A 19,930-nucleotide genomic window follows, 5' to 3' on the forward strand; every position below is an offset into this window, starting at 1 on the left:
GTTAGGCGCCGGCGGGATTGACGGGCTGGTGCAGGCCTTTGGGTGAGACCGTGAAGATCTCGACGCCGGTCTCGGTCACGGCCACCGTGTGCTCGAACTGGGCCGAGAGCGAGCGGTCGCGGGTCACCGCGGTCCATCCATCGGAGAGCACCTTCACCGCGGGCCGGCCGAGATTGATCATCGGCTCGATGGTGAAGAACTGCCCCGGCTTCAGGGGCACGTCGTAGCTCGCCTCGACGTAGTGCAGGATGGTCGGCGCGTCGTGGTAGGTGCGGCCGAGCCCGTGGCCGCAGAAGTCGCGCACCACGGAGCAGCGCTCGGCCTCCGCGAAGGCCTGAATCGCCCGGCCGATATCGTTGGTCGAGCCGCCCGGCTTCACCGCGGCCACGCCCCGCATCAGGGCCTCGTAGGTGATCTCGCAGAGGCGCGCCGCTTTCCGCGGCACCTCGCCGACGAAGGCCATGCGGCTCGAATCGCCGTGCCACCCGTCGAGGATCAGGCAGATGTCGAGGTTGACGATGTCGCCCTCGCGCAGCGGCTTGTCGTTCGGGATGCCGTGGCAGACCACGTGGTTGATCGAAGTGCAGATCGACTTCGGATAGCCCCGGTAGAGCAGCGAGGCCGGGTAGGCGCCGTGGTCCATCGCGAACTCGTAGGCGAGCCGGTCGAGCGCCTCGGTGGTCACGCCGGGCTGCGTCGCCTCCATCAGGAGGTCGAGCGCCTCGGCGGTGAGCCGCCCGGCCCTGCGCATGCCGTCGAACCCCTCAGGGCCGTGGATCGGCGGTTCCGGCGCGCGGCGCGCACCCTGCGCGCTGGCTTCATCGTGCTGAGTCATGAAGAGCTGATCTGAAAGGCGTCCGCCGCCTATGTACGGCGCGGGAACCGGCGCGCCAAGCGCGCATCGAGCGCGCAGCCCTCGTCCCACAGCGACGAGGCTTGCGCCGGGCGCGAGGCTGGCGGCATAAGCGGCACACGATCGGGATCGGGGCGCGCGACAGGCGCCGCCCCCGCGAGGAGCAGGGCGCCAGGATGGCTGACAAGGCGGTTCCGCACTTCCACAACGACCTGGGCGTGCCAGTCATCCATGTCGGCGCGCGGGAATTCATGTGCATCGGGGCGAAACCCCCGTTCGACCACCCGCACGTCTTCCTCGACATGGGCGCCGACAACGAGATCATCTGCCAGTACTGTTCGACGCTCTACCGCTACCGCCCCGGGCTGAAGGCGACGGAATCCGATCCGGCCGCCTGCCTGTGGGAGGACAGCGCCCGGGCGGCGGCGGAGTAGGGCGGGGCCGCGCCCCGCAGTGGCCGCCCTCGACATCGCCATCGTCGGCGCCGGGATCGGCGGCCTAACGGCGGCTCTCGCCCTGCACGATGCCGGGCACGTGGTCCGCGTGATCGAGCGCCGCACCGCGTTCAGCGAGGTCGGCGCCGGCCTCCAGCTCTCGCCGAACGCCAGCCGGGTGCTTGGTACGCTTGGCCTCTCGGCGGCCCTGCGCCGCGCCGCGACCGAGCCGCCGGGCGTCTGCGTGCGCGACCTGCGCGCGGGCCGCGAGATCGGTGCCGTGGCGCTCGGACAGGCGGCGCGCGCCCGCTACGGCGCGCCCTACTACGTCATCCACCGGGCCGACCTGCAGACCCTGCTCCTCGACGCGGTGCGGGCGCGGCCGAACATCCGCCTCATGGTCGGCCGCGACGTCACGGGCCTCGCCGAGACCGCGGATGGCGTGCGCCTGACCTGCGCGGGCGAGGCGCGCGACGAGACGGTCGACGCCGATCTCGCCATCGGCGCGGACGGCCTGCGCTCGCGCCTGCGCGGCCATCTCGACGGCGCCACGCTGCGCCAGGGCCGGATGGCGGCTTGGCGGGCAATCGTGCCGCGCGACGGGCTGCCGGAAGTGATCGCGGGCGAGCGCACCGGCCTCTGGCTCGGCCCGGGCCGGCACGTGGTGCACTACCCGATCCGCGGAGGCCGCGACCTCAACGTGGTGGCGATCGTCCCCGAGCGTCAGGGCGACGAGGATTGGGGCCGACTCGGCGAGCCGGCGGTGCTGCGCGCCCATTTCCGCGATGCGGCGCCCGCCATGCGCACCCTGCTCGCGCTGCCCGATTCCTGGCTCGTCTGGTCGCTCGCCGAGCGGTCGGTGGCCAGCCCCATCGCCCGCGGTCGCGTGGCGCTGCTGGGCGATGCCGCCCATCCGGTTCTGCCCTTCCTCGCGCAGGGCGCCGCGCTGGCCATCGAAGATGCCGCGGTCCTCGCCCGCTGCCTCGCGGAGGCGCCCGTGCCGCAGGCCCTCGACCGTTACGCGGTGCTGCGGGCCGGCCGCGCGCGCCGGGTGCAGCGCGCGGCCCGCGCCAACGGCCGCAGCTACCATGCCGGCGCGCTCACGGGCTTCGCCCGCGACCTCGTGATGCGCCGTCTCGGCCCGGACCGGATGCGCGACCGCTACGGCTGGCTCTACGGCTGGACCGACGAGGCGGCCTGACCAGCCGCTTGATCTCGTGTGCCGGCCCCGCTACCGCTCGGGCCGCGCGGACGTGGCGGAACCGGTAGACGCACGAGACTTAAAATCTTGCGGCCGCAAGGCCGTGCGGGTTCGAGTCCCGCCGTCCGCACCATCGTCTCCGGACCATCCGGCAGGCCGCCCTCGCGTTGCCGTCCCGCAACAGCCGGCCCGAAAGCGTGCGCGGTGCACATATGTGGCGCCCCCGGCCACACTGCCCGCACAATGACTTGGCACCCGTCGCCCGAGCCTTGTCACAGCACGGAGCCGAACAGTGAGTGAGCGTCATCGGTCATCCGAGAACGCGGCAATCGTCGCCTTTCCGACCCGGGTCTCAGCGGAGCCCGACGAGACCATCGCTTCGGTCATCGAGGTGCTTCAAGATCAGCTCGCCCTGGCGCGCGAGGGCAAGCTGCGCTCGGTCGCGGTGGTCACCGTTTCCACCGACGGCGAGGCTGTCGGCACGCAGTGGTCGTGCAAGCACACCGACATCACCGGCCTGATCGGTAAGCTGACCGTCCTGACCCACGACCTGATGGCCTCGCGCAAGTAGCGCGGGCCCATCCCGGTACGTCCTTCCGCCGGCACGATCCCCGACCGACAGCTCTCCAGGCGGTGGGCAAGGACAATTGCCTTATCCTTCGGCAGCCGGCCCGCGAGGGAGCCGGGTCGGCAGCGGCGCATAGCGCGCCGCGGCGCCCATCTGCTCAGCCCCTCGACATTCTGCCGCCGAAACAGGCAGGCCCCACAGCGGGGCCGGCCCGCCCGCTAAAGCAGCGTGCCTCGCAGGATCAGCAGGGCGACCGAGAAGTAGATCACCAGACCGGTGACATCGACGAGCGTCGCCACGAAGGGGGCCGAGGCGGTCGCCGGATCGAAGCCGACGCGCTGGAGCAGGAAGGGCAGCATCGAGCCCGCGAGCGAGCCGAAGGTGACGATGCCGACGAGGGCCGCCCCGACAGTCGCCGCGACCAGCGGCCAGTGCGTGCCGTAATCGTAGAGCCCCGCCTCCTGCCAGATCGCGATGCGCGCCACCGCGATCAGCCCGAGGATCGAGCCGAGCACGATGCCGGTGGGCAGCTCGCGCAAAGCTACCTTCCACCAGTCGCGCAGGCGGATCTGCTGCAGCGCGAGCGCGCGGATCAGCAGCGAGGTCGCCTGGGAGCCGGAATTGCCCCCCGAACTCATGATGAGCGGGATGAACAGGGTCAGGACGATCGCCTTCTCCAACTCGCCCTCGAAGCCCTGCATGGCCGAGGCGGTCAGCATCTCGGAGAGGAACAGGGCGCAGAGCCAGCCCGCGCGCTTGCGGATCATCGTGAGGAAGCCGATGTCCATATAGGGCTCCGGCAGCGCCTCCATGCCGCCGAAGCGCTGCACGTCCTGCGTCTGCTTCTCCACCATCGCGTCGATCATGTCGTCGACGGTGACGATGCCGATCACGTGGCCGACCGCGTCGATGACGGGCAGCGCCAGCAGGTCGTATTTCGAGATGAGCCGCGCCGCCTCCTCGCGGCTCGCGGTGGGCGAGACGGCGAGCGGACGCCGCCCGGGCGCCACCGAGAGGACGTTGTCGTCCGAATTCCCCGAGATCAGCCGGCGCAGCGGCACCGCCTTGGTCAACGCCCGCGTGCGCGGATCGAGCACGAAGATCGCGTAGATGGTCTCGCGGGTCTTCTCCACCTGCCGGACGTGGTCGAGGGTCTGCGCCACGGTCCAGCTCGCCGGTACGGTGACGAACTCCGTGGTCATCAGCGAGCCCACCGTCTCCTCGCCGTATCCGATGAGGCGGTCGACGGCGCCGCGGGTCTCGGCGTCGAGGCGAGCGCGCAGGTCCGAGCGGCCCGGCTCCTCGATCTCGCGGAAGATGTCGGTGACCCGGTCGGCCGACATGCCCGAGAGGTAGCCGGCGACGCGGTCGCGCGGCAGCATCTCGATGATGTCGGCGGCGCAGTCGAGCTCGGGCTGGTCGAGCACCTCGACCGCGCGGTCGTGCGGCAGGCCGAGCAGGATCGCGGCGGCGACCTCGGGGGCCTCCTCGTTGAGGGCTTCCACGATGTCGGGCGCACGCTCGTCCGACAGGCGCGCGGCGAGCACGGAAGGGTCGACCCGGGTGTCGAAGGGGGCGCTCTCGTTCATCGGCCTCGCCTCGGCTTCGAGGCAACGGCTCCGCGCGTCCGGCCGAGCCCGGGCGCGCGGCGTCCCCGCGCGAGGATCTCAGGCGGGCGGGCGCGTCTCGGGTCTCGGCAGAATCGGTCGGTCGGGTCCGTCGCTCGGCATCGCTGGAATGGGTTCGGGAATCACCGGCCTCGGCCGGCGCCGGACCCGTTGCGCCTCGGCGCCGGAGCCGTCAAGCGGAAGCGCGCAGGACGAGCGTTGAAATCCGCGACCTCCGGCACCATATCGTTGATCTCGCAGGCGATTCGGCTCCGAAGCCCGCGTTGGGACGCATCCCCGGGCTTCTGTGAGAAATATAAGTCTAGGGCCCGCTTGTATTGCGCCCAACGCATCGCCTATCTTTTCCCTATCGACAGAGGAGAAACGCCATGACCTGGTCTGCCCCGATCGTTCAGGAAGTCTGCGTCGGCATGGAAGTCACCAGCTACGAGTCGGCTGAGATCGACACCTTCAACTGAGCGGGTGCGGTCGCAAGGCCCTCTGAGCTTTCCTTCATCTTCACGTCAATTCAGGAGAAACGCCATGAAGTGGTCCGCCCCGATCGTCCAGGAAGTCTGCGTCGGCATGGAAGTCACCAGCTACGAGTCGGCTGAGATCGACACCTTCAACTGAGCCGACAGTCGCTTCCGCGACCTGCCCTGGCGCCGCTTCGCAAGAGGCGGCGCCTTTGTTTTGTGTGCTTGTCCATCCGCCTCAACGCGAGAGGGCCGGACCGCTCGGCAACGGTCCGGCCCTCTCGCGTTCCGATTGGCGCCCGACTCAGAGGCGGTAGCGGATCTGGTCGGTCCAGAAACGCTCCAGGCGGCTCAGCGCCTGGTTGAGGCGGCCGAAATCGTCCTCCGAGATGCCGCCGATCGGGGCGATCGTGCGGGCATGCTTGTCGTAGAGGCCCTGGATGATGTGGTGCACCTCGCGGCCCTTGTCGGTGAGGCTGATCCGCACCGAGCGGCGGTCGGTCTTCGAGCGGGCGTGGTGGAGGTAGCCCGCCTCGACGAGCTTCTTGACGTTGTAGGAGACGTTCGATCCGAGATAGTAGCCCTTGGTGCGCAGCTCGCTCGCGGTCAGCTCCTTGTCGCCGATGTTGTAGAGCAGCAGCGCCTGGACGCTGTTGACGTCCTCGCGGCCTCGGCGCTCGAACTCGTCCTTGATCACGTCGAGAAGGCGGCGGTGCAGCCGCTCCACGAGGTGGAGCGCCTCGAGATAGGGGGTCGCGATCGGGGCGGCCTCGGGAGCGGTGCTGGCCTGTACGACCTTCGTGGCCTGGGACTTCATCGTGTGCCTCGCCTGATTCTTCGTGTCGGTCACCGTTGTCGGCGCCGCTTATGAGGCCAAGCTACGGGGCGGGAATGAAAAGCGTTTTAAGCGACAGGATGAATTCGCGATTTACCTCTGTCGGTAAATGCAAACTGAAGCGAAGACGACAACCTTCTGTTTACCGCAGCTCGCGCGCCGCAAACCAGGACAACAAGAAGTAAATCAGCACAATACTCACCTCTGCCGCGATGATCGGCATCTGGGTCGGCACGAGCTGCGGAACCAGGAGCGCCAGCGTCACCGCCGAGGTCACCGCGAGCAGCCAGAGCACGCCACCCCAGGCGCTGGTGAGCCAGAGGCCGACCGCGGCGGTGGCGTCGATCACCGCGAAGTAGACGAGCGCCGCCTGCCGCCCGAGGGGTTCGCTCTCGAAGGGCCGCGCGCCCGGCAGCGCATCGAGGATCGTCATCCAGGATAGGATGCTCTTGGCGAGCCACGCGAGCGCTGTAAGGCGCATCAGCCAGATCAGGGCGGTATCCCAGTTGGTCTTCGAGGCCTGCTGGTTCCGCTCGATGCGATCGCTCGTCATGCCTGCATCCCGCATCGCTTCGCGGCGGCCCTTCACGAGAGAACCGGCCCGGCGCGCAAGCCCCCGGCGACGACGAGGCCCGGCGCCCCGCGCCGCTCGAAGCGGATCCCGTCCCGTCCCGGATGCTGCTGGCTCACGCGATCTCCTTCCATGCCGGCCGGTTAGATGCCGCCGGGCTGGGTCGCGTCAACCGCGGCACAGCGGGCGTCGCCCATCGGCGGTGGATGTGCTAGGCCCCGGCCTTTCAACGCGTCCGGTGATCCTGAGCTGATGCCCTCCGATACGCCCGAGCCCCGCCCGCTCGCCGTCGAGGCGGCCCGCGCCACGGCCTGCGAAGGCCTCTCCATCACGCAGCGCCCGCGCCGCAACCGCAAGTCGGCTTGGTCCCGCCGGCTGATGCGCGAGCACACGCTCACCGTCGACGACCTGATCTGGCCGCTCTTCGTGATCGAGGGCGAGCGCCGCCGCGAGCCGATCGCCTCGATGCCGGGCGTCGAGCGCCTGAGCGTGGACGAGGTGGTGCGCGAGGCCGAGAAGGCCGCCCGCCTCGGCATCCCGGCCGTCTCCTTCTTTCCCTATACCGAGGCGGACCTGCGCGACCCCACCGGGTCGGAGGCGCTCAACCGCGACAACCTCGTCTGCCGCGCGGTGCGCGCCGTGAAGCGGGCCGTACCCGAGATCGGCGTGATGACCGACGTCGCCCTCGACCCCTATACCAGCCACGGCCATGACGGGCTGCTGCAGGACGGGGCGATCCTCAACGACGAGACCGTGGCCCTCCTCGTGGAGCAGAGCCTGATCCAGGCCGAGGCCGGCACCGACATCATCGCCCCCTCCGACATGATGGACGGGCGCGTCGGCGCAATCCGCACCGGGCTCGACAGGGCGGGCTTCCGCGACGTCCAGATCATGGCCTACGCGGCCAAGTATGCGAGCGCCTTCTACGGGCCGTTCCGCGACGCCATCGGCACCAAGGCGGCGCTGGTCGGCGACAAGCGCACTTACCAGATGGATCCCGGCAATTCCGACGAGGCCCTGCGCGAGGTCGCCCTCGACCTCGCCGAGGGCGCCGATTCCGTGATGGTGAAGCCGGGCATGCCCTATCTCGACATCATCCGCCGGGTGAAGGACGCGTTCGGCGTGCCGACCTTCGCCTACCAGGTGTCCGGCGAGTACGCGATGCTGGAGGGGGCTGCCCGCAACGGTTGGCTCGACGGCGAGCGGGCGATGCTGGAGAGCCTGCTGGCCTTCAAGCGGGCCGGCGCCGACGGCGTGCTGACCTATTACGCTCCCCGCGTGGCCGAGCATCTGCGCGCCGGCGCGTGAGCCGGAACGCCCGCCGCTGGGTGGTGACCGGGGGCGCGCTCGTCGGATTCTTCGGCGGGCTGGCCGCCTGCGAGAACACGGTGCAGCGCCAGCGCGCCGCGATCTGCCGCCGCGCGATCCCCGCCATCGCCGAAACGGAGACGCCCGTCCGCCTCCTGCGCGTCGGCACGGGCTCCGCCTCCGACACGGTTCGCGTGGACTATCTCGCCGGCCGCCGCCAGCACTGGGCCCTGTGCCGCTTCGGAATGGGCACCGAACTCGTCGGCGTCACCACCGACCGCACGAACCTGACCGGCGCCTCGCTCTACATGCTCAAGCGCTTCTACCTCGACACGCCCGACGCGGCGGAGGCCGACCCGGGCGCGCATTGAGGGGCGCGCCGGGCGATAGGCTTCTCGAACGGCCTCCGGGCACCATCTTGAGCCGGCGCGCAGCCCTCCCCACCTTGTGGGCGACGACCTTCGCCGCACGAGGAGCGGTCCCATGCAGAGCCCCCGTCCCGGTTACGCCGAGCGTTTCGACGCGCCCGGCTACCTGCCGCCCGTGCCCGTGCCGCTGGCGCGCGGGAGCCTCGGCGGCCGCTTCCTGGCCTACCTGCTCGACATCATGTTCATCTTCGGCTTCTCGGTTCTGCTCTGGCTGGCGATCGCCTTCATCGGCATCGTCACCTTCGGGCTCGGCTGGACCCTGTTCGCGGTGCTGCCGGCGAGCGGCATCCTCTACAGCGCGATCACGGTCGGCGGGCACCGCCAGAGCACGCTCGGCATGCGCATGATGGGCCTGCGCGTGGTCGCCCCGGAGAGCGGGCGCCCCGTCGATATGATAACGGCCGCCGTGCACGCGCTCCTGTTCTACGTGGCGCTCTCGACCTTCCTGCTCTGGTTCGTCGACATGCTGTTCGGGCTGATGCGCAGCGATCGGCGCCTCGGCCACGACCTGCTGCTCGGCCTCGCCGTGGTGCGCGCGACCTGAGAGGCGCCCGCCGGACGGCTGCCCTTGGTCACTGCAGGGATTAAACCAGGGGTTGTTCCGAAAAATGTTTGCCGCGACGCTCGTCCGCCCCATTGAGCGGCGCCGCCGCGGCGCTACACTCGAAGCTTAGCCCGGTTCCGCTGAGCCGGCTGAGGCGACCGACGAGCGTGACGAGCCACCCGCGCGACACCCCGCAATTCTATCTCACGGCCCCCTCCCCCTGTCCCTACCTGCCGGGCCAGGAGGAACGGAAGGTCTTCACACACCTCGTCGGGCGGCGTGCCCGCGACCTCAACGAGATCCTGACCCAGGGCGGCTTCCGCCGCTCGCAGACCATCGCCTACCGTCCGGCCTGCGAGACCTGCCGGGCCTGCGTCTCGGTGCGGGTGGTGGTGGACGAGTTCGAGCCCTCGGCGAGCCAGCGCCGCATCGTCGCCCGCAACGAAGACCTCGTCGGCACCGCCGAGCCGAACCGGCCGGCCTCCGAGCAATACGCCCTGTTCCGCCGCTACCTCGATGCCCGCCACGGCGACGGCGGCATGGTCGACATGACCGTGCTCGACTACGCCATGATGATCGAGGACAGCCACGTGGACACCCACCTCGTGGCCTATCGCCGCCGCGGCCCCGACACCGCGATCCACGGGCGCGGCATCGGCGAGCCTGTCGCCTTCTGCCTGACCGACGTGCTCGCGGACGGTCTGTCGATGGTCTACTCGTTCTACGATCCCGACGCGCAGACGCGCTCGCTCGGGACCTTCATGATCCTCGACCATATCCGCCGGGCGAGGACGCTGGGCCTGCCGTACCTGTATCTCGGCTACTGGGTCGAGGGCTCGCGCAAGATGGACTACAAGGCGAAGTTCCGGCCGCAGCAGCGACTGATGGGCCAGGGCTGGGTGCGCGTGCCCTGACACTGGTCGTGCGGTGCCGAAGCGGAGGCCTTCATATTCTGGCCGCAGAGGCTCCTCCCCTTCGGATTGTGGTGCCCTCGCCCCACGCGGTAGAATGCACGCCTGGGTAGCGGGGGAGCGCAGGGTTGGACGAGGCGGCCTGGACCGGTGGCGTGCCGCACCGCGATGGTGGCCCGGCCGGGAACGTTCCTGCCGGCGCAGCCGAGGTCGCGGTCATCACCCTCGACCGCGACGGGCGCGTCACGAGCTGGAACCGCGAATCGGACGAGGCCGCGCCCCTCGACCCGTCGGCGGTGATCGGCCGCCCGCTCGCGCATTTCCTGCCCCCCGAGGACGTGGCCGCGGGCAAGCACGACCGCATCCTGGCACAAGCCCGCGAGACCGGCCTCTACGAGGAGCGTGGGATGCGCCTCGGGCCCGATGGCGAGCCCTATCTGGCGCGAGTGCTTGTGGTACCGCTGCGCGACGCCACGGGCACGCTTGCCGGCTACACCAAGGTGGTCTGGGCGCTGTCGGGATTGCTGGCTGCCGAGGAGGCGCTGCGGGCGCGCGAGGCCCATCTGCGCTCGATCCTCGAGACCGTGCCCGACGCCATGGTCGTCATCGACGAGCAGGCCCGCATCAAGTCCTTCAGCGCCGCCGCGGTGCGCCAGTTCGGCTATGCGGAAGAGGAGGTGACGGGGCGCAACGTCAGCCTGCTGATGCCCGAGCCCTACCGCACCCAGCACGACACCTACATGGCCCGCTACCTCACGACGGGCGAGCGGCGCATCATCGGAATCGGCCGGGTCGTCGTCGGCCAGCGCAAGGACGGCTCGACTTTCCCGATGGAATTGTCGGTGGGCGAGATGCGCTCGGGCGGGGCGCGCTACTTCACCGGCTTCATCCGCGACCTGACCGAGCGGAACCAGACCGAGACGCGCCTGCAGGAGCTGCAATCCGAGCTCGTGCACATGTCCCGCTTCACCGCGCTCGGCGAGATGGCCTCGACGTTGGCCCACGAGATCAACCAGCCGCTCACCGCGATCGCGAGCTACCTGAAGGGCTGCCGCCGCATCCTCGGCCGCATGGAGGGGCCGGAGGTGCCGCTCCTCACCGACGCCGTGAACCAGGCCGCCGAGCAGGCGCTGCGGGCGGGGCAGGTGATCCGCCACCTGCGCGAGTTCGTGGCGCGCGGCGAGAGCGAGCGGCACATCGAGGGGCTGCCCAAGCTGGTGGAGGAGGCGAGTGCCCTCGCCCTGGTCGGCGCCAAGGAGAAGGGCGTGCGCGTGCGCTTCCACCTCGATCCGGAGGCGCGGCTCGTGCTCGCCGACCGGATCCAGGTCCAGCAGGTCCTGCTCAACCTGATGCGCAACGCCATCGAGGCCATGCAGGGGACCGAGCGGCGCGACCTCGTCGTCGCGACGAAGGCCCTGCCCGCCGAGCGGCTGATCGAGGTGCGCGTCTCCGATACCGGGACCGGCCTCGCGCCCGAGGTGGCCGCGCAGCTCTTCCAGCCCTTCGTGACGACGAAGCCGCACGGGATGGGCGTCGGCCTCTCGATCTGCCGCACCATCGTCGAGTCGCATGGCGGCCGGATCTGGGCCGAGCCGCGGGACGGGGGCGGGACGGAGTTCCGGTTCACGTTGCGGGCGGTCGACCGGGGGGAGCTGGCCGATGTCGGGTGAGGCGGTGGTGCATGTGGTGGACGACGACGCGGCGGTGCGCCGGGCGCTCGGCTTCCTCGTCGCCTCGGACGGGCTGCCGGTGCGGCTGCACGAATCGGCGCTCGCCTTCCTGGAATCCGTCCCCCAGGCGGCGGGCTGCATCGTGACGGACGTGCGCATGCCGGGCCTCGACGGCATCGCCTTCCTGCGCCGCCTGCGCGAGCGCGGCAACGCGCCCCCGGTGATCGTGATGACGGGCCATGCCGACGTGCCGATGGCGGTCGAGGCCATGAAGCAGGGGGCGGTGGACTTCATCGAGAAGCCTTTCGACGACGAGGTCTTCCTCGCCGCGGTGAGGACCGCCCTCGACCGAGCGGGCCGGACGGCCGCGGAAGGGGCGCTCGCCGCCGCCGTGCGCGGCCGCCTCGCCTCCCTCTCCGAGCGGGAGCGCCAGGTCCTCGACGGACTCGTGGCGGGCAAGGCCAACAAGGTGATCGGCCTCGACCTCGGCATCAGCCCGCGCACGGTGGAGATCTACCGCGCCAACGTGATGACCAAGATGCAGGCGGCGAGCCTCTCCGAGCTGGTGCGCATGGCGCTCTCGGTGAGCCGGGCCTGAGGGCGGTTGCGCCAGATCAAGGCTCCGGAACGGCGGCGCGCCTAGGGTCGGGCCTCCCGATGCAGCCCAGAGCCGCCATGCCCGCGCCGCCGGGGCCGGTCCTCGTGGTCGACGACGACGAGGCGGTCCGCGATTCCCTGAAGTTCCTGCTGGAACTCGAAGGTCTCGACGTGCGCCTCTACAAGGACGGCGCCGGCCTTCTCGAGGAGACCCTGCCCGAGCGGGGCTGCCTCGTCGTCGACTACCAGATCCCCGGCCTGAACGGCCTCGAGCTGATCGCCTGCCTGCGCGGCCGCAAGGTCGGCCTGCCGGCCATCCTGATCACCGGGCGCGGCAGCGCGGACCTGCGTGCGCGCGCCGCCCAGGCCGGCTTCCGCGCGGTGCTGGAGAAGCCCTTCCACGACGCCTCGCTCGTCGACGGCATCCAGGAGGCCCTCGCCGCAGGGGCGTGAGGCGCCCTACGCGAAATCCCTTAGGGATCGAGCGGAATTTTCCGGATGCCGGGCAGCGCGTAGCCATGGGGTCGAGGTCGCCGACCTCTGAGAGCCGCTCCCGATCGCATTGCGATCAGGAACAGCTCTAAGTCCTTGTTTTGACGCGCTCTCTTTCGCCGAACCGGTATCCACTTCGGCGGAGAGCGCTCGAGACACCCCGCCGAGGCCTCCCATGCAGACCGCGCTCGCCACCACCCCCCGCATCCCATCGATCGCGCCCGGACTGCGGATCGAGGCCGCCTCGCGTCCCGAGACGCAGCGCGGCTTCGGCGCGGGCGAGGAGATCTTCGCCGAGGGCGACCGGGCCGGCTTCTTCTATCGGGTCGCCTCCGGCACCGTGCGCACCTGCCGCCTGCTGCCGGACGGGCGCCGCCAGATCGACGCCTTCCACCTGCCCGGCGACATCTTCGGGGTCGAGGCCGGCACGGAGCACCGCTTCGGCGCCGAGGCGGTCGGCGAGGTCCGGGTGATCGCCTACCGCCGCGAGCGCATGCTGCTGACCGGCGAGGACGGCCCGCTCGCCCGCGAGGTCGCCGCCGCGACGCTCCGGGCGCTGGCCCGCGCGCAGGACCAGATGATGCTGCTCGGCCGGAAATCCGCCCGTGAGCGGATCGCGAGCTTCCTCCTCGACCTCGCCGAGCGCATGGCGGACGGCCCGTCCGGCCACCTCCGCCTGCCGATGCCGCGCACCGACATGGCCGACCATCTCGGCCTCACCGTCGAGAGCGTGTCGCGCTGCCTGACGCAGCTGGAGCGCGACGGGCTCATCGCGCTCTCCCCCGACCGCCACTCCGTCCGCCTGCGCGACAGGGCGGCCCTGCGCCATCTCGATGCCTGAGATTTCTTCGGACCACGCAGTCCTTGTTCTGGATCAATGCGATGAGAGGCGGGCGGCGGTCGTATCGAGCGGTCTCGAGCCCGGAATGCGCGTCATGCTGAAATACCTCGTCAGGTTCTACAAGCGCGTCTCGGACGATACCGGTCACGAGCACGACGTCCTCCAGCGGCAGACCTTGATCTGCGCCCGCTCCGAGGTCTCGGCCCTCTACGAGGCCAAGGCGCGTTTCTGCGAGACCCTGCAGATCGCCGACTGGCGCCTGCGCGCCGATTCCTGCGAGGTCCTCGACGTCACCGGCCTCGCCGCCTGAGGGCGTGCCGGGTCCACGATCCGGCGCCTTCCGGGAACCGAACGAGCTCCGCGCGGACTCCTCTCGCGGAACCTTCGTCCAGACGGCGCATGACCACGGATCTCGGCCTCGACACCCTCCTCGTCCGCCTCGGCCTCGGCCTCGTCGCGGGGGCTCTTCTCGGCTGGAACCGGGAGGAGCTCGGCCATCCCGCCGGCCTGCGCACGATGGTGCTGATCTGCCTCGCGGCCTGCACGGCGATGCTGCTCGCCAACTGGCTCCTCGCGCATACGGAAACGCCGGACACGACCGTGCTGCGCCTCGACCTGATGCGCCTCGCGCAAGGGGTGCTCGCGGGGATCGGCTTCATCGGCGCGGGCACGATCCTGAAGCAGGGCAGCATCGTCCGCGGCGTCACCACCGCGGCGACCGTCTGGCTCGCCACCGTGGTCGGACTGTGCTTCGGCGCTGGCGCCTGGCAGCTCGGCATGGCCGCGACGGCGGGCGGGCTGGTGGTGCTGCAGGGCCTCAAATGGGTCGAGGCGAGGCTACGCCGCCGCAGCTACGGCAGCGTCACGGTCGTGTTCGACGCGGGGCAGACCTCGCACGCGACCCTCCTGGCCGTGATCGAGGCGCAGGGGTTCAGCCTGCGCTCCGCGCGCTTCGAGCAGGACGGCAACCGCGGGCGCCTGCGCGGTCTCGGCGCCCATCGCGCCTGCGGGCCGGCCTGGTCGCTCGCCCTGATCGCCGCCCTGCGGTCTACGCCCGGCGTCGAGCGGGTCGCCTGGGAGGACGCGGCCTGAGCCCCGGCCGCGCGGACCGGGGCTCGCATCCGCGTCCGGCCCGCAGGTTCAGGCGGCCATGGTGCGCGAGGCGTCGCGGACCTGATGGGCCGCCGTCTCGATCGAGCGGGTCGAGGCGGCGATGGTCCCGACGCTGTGGCTGATCTCGGAGACCGCCGTGGTCATCGAATGCATGTTGACCGACATCTCCTGCGCCACCGCGGCCTGCTGATCGACGGACGCCGAGATCGCCGCGGAGATCTCGTTCACCTGTCCGATCGTCTCGGCGATGCCGGTGATCGCCGCCGCCGCCTCGTTGGCCGCGGACTGGGTCGCGCTGATCTGGTTGCTGATATTCTCGGTCGCCTTGGTGGTCTGGCTCGCGAGGTTCTTCACCTCGGCGGCGACGACGGCGAAGCCCTTGCCGGCCTCGCCGGCACGCGCCGCCTCGATGGTGGCGTTGAGCGCGAGCAGGTTGGTCTGCGCGGCGATGCGGTCGATCAGCTCGACAACCTCGCCGATGCGCTGGGCCGCGGCGGCGAGGCCGCCGACCACCGTCGAGGTCGCGGTGGCCTGATCGACGGCGCGGCGGGTGATCTGCAGGGCGCGCGTGACTTGTGAGCTGATCTCGCCGACGGAGGCCGCCAGCTCCTCCGCGCCCGCGGCGACGCCCTGCACGTTGGCCGAGGCCTGCTCCGAGGCGCTCGCCGCGCTCATCGATTGCTGCGAGGCGTCGGAGACCGAGATCGCGATGCCGTCGAGCTCACGGTCGACCTTCCGGTGCAGCTCGGCGCGCCGCAGGCGATCCTCCACCGCGGCGGTGATGTCGGTCGCGAACTTGACCACCTTGACCAGCCGGTCGGCGGCGTCGCGGATCGGGTTGTAGGTCGCCTGGATCCAGACCGCGCGGCCGCCCTTGCCGATGCGCTTGTACTCGGCCTGCTGGAACTCGCCGCGCCGCAGGGCCTCCCAGAAGGCGCGGTAGGCCGGAGCGTCGCGCTCGGTCGGATCGACGAACAGGCTGTGGTGCTTGCCGCGGATCTCGTCGAGGCCGTAGCCGATCACGGCGAGGAAGTTGGTGTTCGCCGTGACCACGGTGCCGTCGAGCTCGAACTCGATGATCCCCTGCGAGCGGTCGAGCGCGCGAAGCTTGCCCTCGGAATCGGCGGCGCGCAGCTTCTGCGCGGTCACGTCGACGGCGCATTTCAGCACGCCGCAGGGCTTGCCGGCACGGTCGAGCAGGGGGTTGTAGCTGCCCTGGATCCAGACCTCGCGGCCGCCCTTGCCGAGGCGCCTGTACTCGGCAACCTGATGATCGCCCCGACGCAGGGCCGCCCAGAACTGGCCGTAGGCAGCACTCTCCCGCTCCGCCGGATCGACGAACAGGCTGTGATGCTGGCCCCGGATCTCGTCGAGCCGGTAGCCCATCGCCTTCAGGAAGTTCGGGTTGGCGTCGAGGATCCTGCCCTCCAGATCGAACTCGATCACGGCCTGCGCCGCCCCGATGGCCTCGAGCTTGGCCCGCTCCGTATTCGTCCGCAACAACCGCATCGTGATCCCCCTCCCCTCGCGGCTCGGTTGCCGCCGTCGGGGAGGACCATAACCGCCGGTTGCTGACGGTTTCTGAATTCAGACGTTTTCCGGTTCGACTTTATGGATCCGCGCCGATCGAGATCAATCACGAAGAGGTGACTGGCGCATCCGATGACCGGATCCAGCGCATTCGCGCGGCCGTGCCCAGCTCATCCGCGCCGGGCACGGCTCCAATTCACGGTTGTATCACCGTTCCATCAGGATCGCCGCGCGCCCCTGAGAGCGCTCTCCGCCGAAGTGGATGCCGGTTCGGCGAAAGAGAGCCCGTCAAAACAAAGGCTTAGAGCCGCGCCCCGTCGCAATGCGATCGGGCGCGGCTCTAGGGAGCCGCATGCACCGCATGCTGCGCATCGAGGGTGACCTCCTCGCTCGGCCGCGTCTCGGCGACCGCCTCCGCCCGGCGGATGTCGGGCGAGGTCGCCTCGGCCACGAAGGCGGCGAGCGCCTCGGCAAGCGGCAGGGTCTGCGTCTTCTGGCTGCCGAGCCGGCGGATCGAGACGGTGCGCTCCTCGGCCTCGCGCCGCCCCAGCGCCAGCAGCACCGGCACCTTGGCCAGCGAATGCTCACGCACCTTGTAGTTGATCTTTTCGTTGCGCAGATCGGCCTCGACGCGCAGGCCGGTGCGGGTGAGCGCGCGCACCACCTCCTCGGCATAAGGGTCGGCATCGCCGGTGATGGTGGCGACGACGACCTGCACGGGCGCCAACCAGAGCGGGAAATGCCCGGCGAAATGCTCGATCAGGATACCGGTGAAACGCTCCATCGAGCCGCAGATGGCGCGGTGGACCATCACCGGCGGCTTCTTCTGGCTGTCGGCATCGACGTAGAAGGCGCCGAAGCGCTCGGGCAGGTTGAAGTCCACCTGCGTGGTGCCGCATTGCCAGTCGCGGCCGATGGCATCGCGCAGCACGTACTCGAATTTGGGCCCGTAGAAGGCGCCCTCCCCCGGGTTCACCGCCGTCTTGATGCGCCCGCCCGACTGCGCCTCGATCTGCGCCAGCACGCGGGTCATCACCGCCTCGGCATGGTCCCAGAGCGCATCCGAGCCGACGCGCTTCTCGGGCCGCGTCGAGAGCTTCACCACGATCTCGTCGAAGCCGAAATCGGCGTAGGTCGAGAGGATCAGGTCGTTGATCTTCAGGCACTCGTCGGCGAGCTGGTCCTCGGTGCAGAAGATGTGCGCGTCGTCCTGGGTGAAGCCGCGCACGCGCATCAGCCCATGCATGGCGCCGGACGGCTCGTAGCGGTGCACCACGCCGAACTCGGCCATGCGCAGGGGCAGGTCACGGTAGGATTTCAGCCCGTGCTTGAAGATCTGCACGTGGCCCGGGCAGTTCATCGGCTTCAGGGCGAACCAGCGCTTGTCCTCGGCCTCCTCGCCGGCGGATTGCGCTGCGAACATGTTCTCGCGGTACCAGCCCCAGTGGCCGGAGGTCTCCCAAAGCGCCTTGTCGAGGATCTGCGGCGCGTTCACCTCGGCGTAGTCGCCCTTCAGGCGGCGGCGCATATAGGCGATCAGCTCCTGGAAGATCGTCCAGCCCTTGGCGTGCCAGAAGACGACGCCCGGCCCCTCCTCCTGGAAGTGGAAGAGGTCCATCTCGCGGCCCAGGCGGCGGTGGTCGCGGCGCTCGGCCTCCTCCAGGCGGTGGAGATAGGCGTCGAGATCCTCCTTCGTGGCCCAGGCCGTCCCGTAGATGCGGGTCAGCATCGGGTTGCTGGAATCGCCCCGCCAATAGGCGCCCGCGACCTTCATCAGCTTGAAGGCGGCGCCGACCTTGCCCGTCGAGGTCATGTGCGGGCCGCGGCAGAGGTCGAACCACGCGCCCTGGCGGTAGATCTTCAGGTCCTCGCCGGGCGGGATCGCGTCGACGAGTTCGACCTTGTAGCCCTCGCCCTTGTCGGCGAAGAGCTGCCGGACGTCGTCGCGCTTCCAGACCTCCTTGGTGAAGGGCGCGTCGCGCGCGATGATCTCGCGCATCTTCGCCTCGATCTTCGGGAAGTCCTCGGGCGTGAAGGGCTCGGGCCGCGCGAAGTCGTAGTAGAACCCGTTCTCGATCACCGGCCCGATCGTCACCTGCGTGTCGGGCCACAGCTCCTGCACGGCCTCGGCCAGCACGTGGGCGCAATCGTGCCGGATCAGCTCCAGCGCGCGCGGGTCCGTGCGGTCGAGGAACTCGATCCGGACGTCGTGCTCGATCCGGTCGTCGAGGTCGGCCACCACGCCGTCGAGCGCCATGGCGACGGTGCGCTTGGCGAGCGACTTGGCGATGCCCTCCACCACGGTACGGCCGGTCACCGCCTCGTCGTAGGCGCGTGTGTTGCCGTCGGGGAACGTCAGGATGGGCATCGTCTCGGGTCTCCTGGCTCACTCCTGCGAACGCGGCAGGTAAGCGGGGTATCGGGGCTCCCGCGACCGGCGCGGGAGCGGCCGTTTAGACCGATTTTCGTTCCGAAGAAACGGCCGGCGCGCCTACGCCCGCCTCACGCGCGCTTGCGCAGACGGCTCGCGAAGAAGCCGTCGAGCCCGCCGCGCGCATCCGTGCCGCCGCCGAGATGGCAGGGCAGCGTGCGCAGGTCGCCGTTGGCGTCGATGAGATCGGACAGGCCGCCGACCTCGGCGGGCTCCACCGGCACGCGCTCGAAGGCCGGATAGGCCGCGAGGAAGTCCGAGATCTGGCGCTCGCCCTCCTGCGGCTCCAGCGAGCAGGTGCAGTAGACGAGCCGCCCGCCGGGCTTCACGAGCGAAGCCGCCTTGTCGAGGAGCTTGGCTTGCAGGATCGTCAGCCGGGTGATGTCCTGCGGCGACTTGGTCCAGGCCACGTCCGGATGGCGCCGGATGGTGCCGGTGGCCGAGCAGGGCGCGTCGAGCAGCACGGCGTCGAACTCGTCCGGACGGTCCAGGGTCAGCACGTCTCCGGCCACGATCTCGGCGGCGAGGCCGAGGCGATCGAGGTTGCGCTGGAGGCGTTCCAGGCGCGGGGCGGACCGGTCGATGGCCGTCACCTGCGCACCCGCGGCGGCGAGTTGCGCAGTCTTGCCCCCTGGCGCGGCGCAGAGGTCGGCGACGCGCTCGCCCGGCCGCGCCCCGAGAAGCCGGGCGGGGAGCGCGGCGGCGGCGTCCTGCACCCACCACGCGCCGGATTCGAAACCGTCGAGGGTCGGCACGGGCGCGGTCTCGGCCGGCAGGCGGAGCGAGCCGGTCGGTAGCAGCGCCGCGCCGAGCCGGGGCGCCCAGAGCTCCGGATCGGCCTTCACCGTGACGTCGACGGTGGCACCCGCGAGGTGCGCCCGGGCGATGGCCTCGGCGCGCTCCGGCCCGTAAGTCTCCCGCCAATGCTCGGCCAGCCAGTCCGGCGCGCCGTCGAGGAGGGGGTCGGTGGCCGCCAGGATCTCGTCCCGCTCGCGGGCGATCCGGCGCAGCACCGCGTTGACGAGCCCCGCAAGGTGCTGCGTGCGCTGGTCGGCCTTGGCGAGGCGCACGGCGAGATCGACCGCGGCGTGGTCCGGCACCGCGAGGTCGAGGATCTGCGCCGCGCCGGTGGCGAGCAGCGCGATCAGCACCGGCTGGTGCTCCGGCAGGCCGCGTTCGAGCCGCGCGTCGAGCACCCGCCGGATCAGGCCGAGGCGGCGGAACGTCGTGGTGGCGATGGCCCGGGCGAGGCCGGTATCGGCGGAGTCGAGCCCGCGGACATGCTGGGCGAGCGCGTCCTCGAGGGCGAGCGCGCGGTTCTGTCCGAGCAGTTCGGCGACGGCGCGGGCTGCGGCCGCGCGGGCGGGCAGGCCCGCCACCTCGGGCAGGGCCGCGGCCTGCGCGGGTTCGGCTTTGCGTCCGTTGCGGGGCGTCGGTCTCGATGCCACTTTAAGCGATCACTTTCCTGGATGTCCGGCCTGGATGCCCGATCCGGCACCAGCGTCGGCCCCTGCCCTTTC

At 70.5% G+C, this 19,930-nt stretch carries 22 protein-coding genes and 1 tRNA gene; 16 read left to right on the plus strand and 7 right to left on the minus strand.

The window, feature by feature from the left end; all coding sequences use genetic code 11:
• Position 1: 1 nt before the first annotated feature.
• Complete coding sequence (map, locus tag MTDSW087_RS01860) at positions 2 to 835, minus strand: type I methionyl aminopeptidase (protein ID WP_144759321.1); 834 nt, start codon at positions 833 to 835, stop codon at positions 2 to 4.
• Positions 836 to 1,029: 194 nt separating this feature from the next.
• Between map and MTDSW087_RS01865 the strand changes: the two genes are divergently transcribed.
• The 4 genes from MTDSW087_RS01865 to MTDSW087_RS01880 all read left to right on the plus strand — a co-directional run bounded on the left by MTDSW087_RS01865 (position 1,030) and on the right by MTDSW087_RS01880 (position 3,059).
• Positions 1,030 to 1,287 carry a zinc-finger domain-containing protein gene (locus MTDSW087_RS01865; protein ID WP_142581110.1) on the plus strand — a complete coding sequence of 86 codons (258 nt, stop codon included), beginning with the start codon at positions 1,030 to 1,032 and terminating at the stop codon, positions 1,285 to 1,287.
• A gap of 19 nt (positions 1,288 to 1,306) precedes the next feature.
• A complete protein-coding gene (locus tag MTDSW087_RS01870) occupies positions 1,307 to 2,488 on the plus strand; it encodes an FAD-dependent monooxygenase (RefSeq protein ID WP_144759324.1) in 1,182 nt (393 codons plus the stop codon).
• A 46-nt stretch (positions 2,489 to 2,534) separates the two neighbouring features.
• Positions 2,535 to 2,621: transfer RNA gene (locus MTDSW087_RS01875), tRNA-Leu, on the plus strand.
• A gap of 159 nt (positions 2,622 to 2,780) precedes the next feature.
• Positions 2,781 to 3,059, plus strand: a complete 279-nt coding sequence (locus tag MTDSW087_RS01880) for a hypothetical protein (RefSeq protein WP_144759327.1) — start codon at positions 2,781 to 2,783, stop codon at positions 3,057 to 3,059.
• Between the two features lie 215 nt (positions 3,060 to 3,274).
• Here the strand turns inward: MTDSW087_RS01880 and mgtE are convergent, their stop codons facing one another.
• Positions 3,275 to 4,645: a magnesium transporter gene (gene mgtE, locus MTDSW087_RS01885; protein WP_144759330.1), complete on the minus strand. Its 1,371-nt coding sequence runs from the start codon at positions 4,643 to 4,645 to the stop codon at positions 3,275 to 3,277.
• A 407-nt stretch (positions 4,646 to 5,052) separates the two neighbouring features.
• Between mgtE and pqqA (MTDSW087_RS01890) the strand changes: the two genes are divergently transcribed.
• Positions 5,053 to 5,142 (plus strand): pyrroloquinoline quinone precursor peptide PqqA, encoded by a 90-nt coding sequence (pqqA, locus tag MTDSW087_RS01890; protein ID WP_018042171.1) that lies wholly within the window; start codon positions 5,053 to 5,055, stop codon positions 5,140 to 5,142.
• 64 nt (positions 5,143 to 5,206) lie between these two features.
• Positions 5,207 to 5,296, plus strand: coding sequence for a pyrroloquinoline quinone precursor peptide PqqA (gene pqqA, locus MTDSW087_RS01895; protein WP_109951178.1), 90 nt, complete (start codon positions 5,207 to 5,209; stop codon positions 5,294 to 5,296).
• A 147-nt stretch (positions 5,297 to 5,443) separates the two neighbouring features.
• Here pqqA (MTDSW087_RS01895) and ldtR read toward each other — a convergent pair whose 3' ends face one another.
• Together ldtR and MTDSW087_RS01905 are read right to left on the minus strand one after the other, a co-directional pair.
• On the minus strand, positions 5,444 to 5,956 hold the full coding sequence (ldtR, locus tag MTDSW087_RS01900) for a transcriptional regulator LdtR (protein ID WP_144759333.1): 513 nt from the start codon (positions 5,954 to 5,956) through the stop codon (positions 5,444 to 5,446).
• Positions 5,957 to 6,116: 160 nt separating this feature from the next.
• The gene (locus MTDSW087_RS01905; RefSeq protein WP_238179098.1) at positions 6,117 to 6,527 is read right to left on the minus strand and encodes a DUF6163 family protein; all 411 of its coding nucleotides are present in this window, start codon (positions 6,525 to 6,527) and stop codon (positions 6,117 to 6,119) included.
• A gap of 270 nt (positions 6,528 to 6,797) precedes the next feature.
• Between MTDSW087_RS01905 and hemB the strand changes: the two genes are divergently transcribed.
• From hemB to MTDSW087_RS01955, 10 genes are all read left to right on the plus strand, one after another.
• On the plus strand, positions 6,798 to 7,853 hold the full coding sequence (gene hemB / locus MTDSW087_RS01910; RefSeq protein ID WP_144759336.1) for a porphobilinogen synthase: 1,056 nt from the start codon (positions 6,798 to 6,800) through the stop codon (positions 7,851 to 7,853).
• Positions 7,850 to 8,224 carry a hypothetical protein gene (locus MTDSW087_RS01915; protein WP_144759339.1) on the plus strand — a complete coding sequence of 125 codons (375 nt, stop codon included), beginning with the start codon at positions 7,850 to 7,852 and terminating at the stop codon, positions 8,222 to 8,224. Before hemB ends, MTDSW087_RS01915 begins: the two co-directional genes overlap by 4 nt.
• Positions 8,225 to 8,336: 112 nt before the next feature.
• Entirely contained in the window at positions 8,337 to 8,825 is a 489-nt protein-coding gene (locus tag MTDSW087_RS01920; RefSeq protein ID WP_144759342.1) for an RDD family protein, read from the plus strand.
• A 167-nt stretch (positions 8,826 to 8,992) separates the two neighbouring features.
• Positions 8,993 to 9,739 (plus strand): arginyltransferase, encoded by a 747-nt coding sequence (locus tag MTDSW087_RS01925; RefSeq protein WP_144759345.1) that lies wholly within the window; start codon positions 8,993 to 8,995, stop codon positions 9,737 to 9,739.
• 125 nt (positions 9,740 to 9,864) lie between these two features.
• Positions 9,865 to 11,406: a PAS domain S-box protein gene (locus MTDSW087_RS01930; RefSeq protein ID WP_144759348.1), complete on the plus strand. Its 1,542-nt coding sequence runs from the start codon at positions 9,865 to 9,867 to the stop codon at positions 11,404 to 11,406.
• Entirely contained in the window at positions 11,396 to 12,004 is a 609-nt protein-coding gene (gene fixJ, locus MTDSW087_RS01935) for a response regulator FixJ (protein ID WP_144759351.1), read from the plus strand. Before MTDSW087_RS01930 ends, fixJ begins: the two co-directional genes overlap by 11 nt.
• 77 nt (positions 12,005 to 12,081) lie before the next feature.
• The gene (locus tag MTDSW087_RS01940; protein ID WP_144759354.1) at positions 12,082 to 12,456 is read left to right on the plus strand and encodes a response regulator transcription factor; all 375 of its coding nucleotides are present in this window, start codon (positions 12,082 to 12,084) and stop codon (positions 12,454 to 12,456) included.
• A 214-nt stretch (positions 12,457 to 12,670) separates the two neighbouring features.
• Positions 12,671 to 13,336 carry a helix-turn-helix domain-containing protein gene (locus tag MTDSW087_RS01945; RefSeq protein WP_144759357.1) on the plus strand — a complete coding sequence of 222 codons (666 nt, stop codon included), beginning with the start codon at positions 12,671 to 12,673 and terminating at the stop codon, positions 13,334 to 13,336.
• A gap of 85 nt (positions 13,337 to 13,421) precedes the next feature.
• A complete protein-coding gene (locus MTDSW087_RS01950) occupies positions 13,422 to 13,646 on the plus strand; it encodes a hypothetical protein (protein ID WP_306421685.1) in 225 nt (74 codons plus the stop codon).
• Between the two features lie 89 nt (positions 13,647 to 13,735).
• Positions 13,736 to 14,428: an MgtC/SapB family protein gene (locus MTDSW087_RS01955; RefSeq protein WP_144759360.1), complete on the plus strand. Its 693-nt coding sequence runs from the start codon at positions 13,736 to 13,738 to the stop codon at positions 14,426 to 14,428.
• Between the two features lie 48 nt (positions 14,429 to 14,476).
• Here MTDSW087_RS01955 and MTDSW087_RS01960 read toward each other — a convergent pair whose 3' ends face one another.
• The 3 genes from MTDSW087_RS01960 to MTDSW087_RS01970 form a co-directional block, all read right to left on the minus strand.
• Entirely contained in the window at positions 14,477 to 15,958 is a 1,482-nt protein-coding gene (locus MTDSW087_RS01960; RefSeq protein WP_144759363.1) for a methyl-accepting chemotaxis protein, read from the minus strand.
• 361 nt (positions 15,959 to 16,319) lie between these two features.
• Positions 16,320 to 18,347 carry a threonine--tRNA ligase gene (gene thrS, locus MTDSW087_RS01965; protein WP_144759366.1) on the minus strand — a complete coding sequence of 676 codons (2,028 nt, stop codon included), beginning with the start codon at positions 18,345 to 18,347 and terminating at the stop codon, positions 16,320 to 16,322.
• Between the two features lie 134 nt (positions 18,348 to 18,481).
• Entirely contained in the window at positions 18,482 to 19,858 is a 1,377-nt protein-coding gene (locus tag MTDSW087_RS01970; protein ID WP_144759369.1) for an RsmB/NOP family class I SAM-dependent RNA methyltransferase, read from the minus strand.
• Positions 19,859 to 19,930: the final 72 nt, after the last annotated feature.

It is taken from the genome of Methylobacterium dankookense (assembly GCF_902141855.1).
Classification (GTDB): Bacteria; Pseudomonadota; Alphaproteobacteria; order Rhizobiales; family Beijerinckiaceae; genus Methylobacterium; species Methylobacterium dankookense.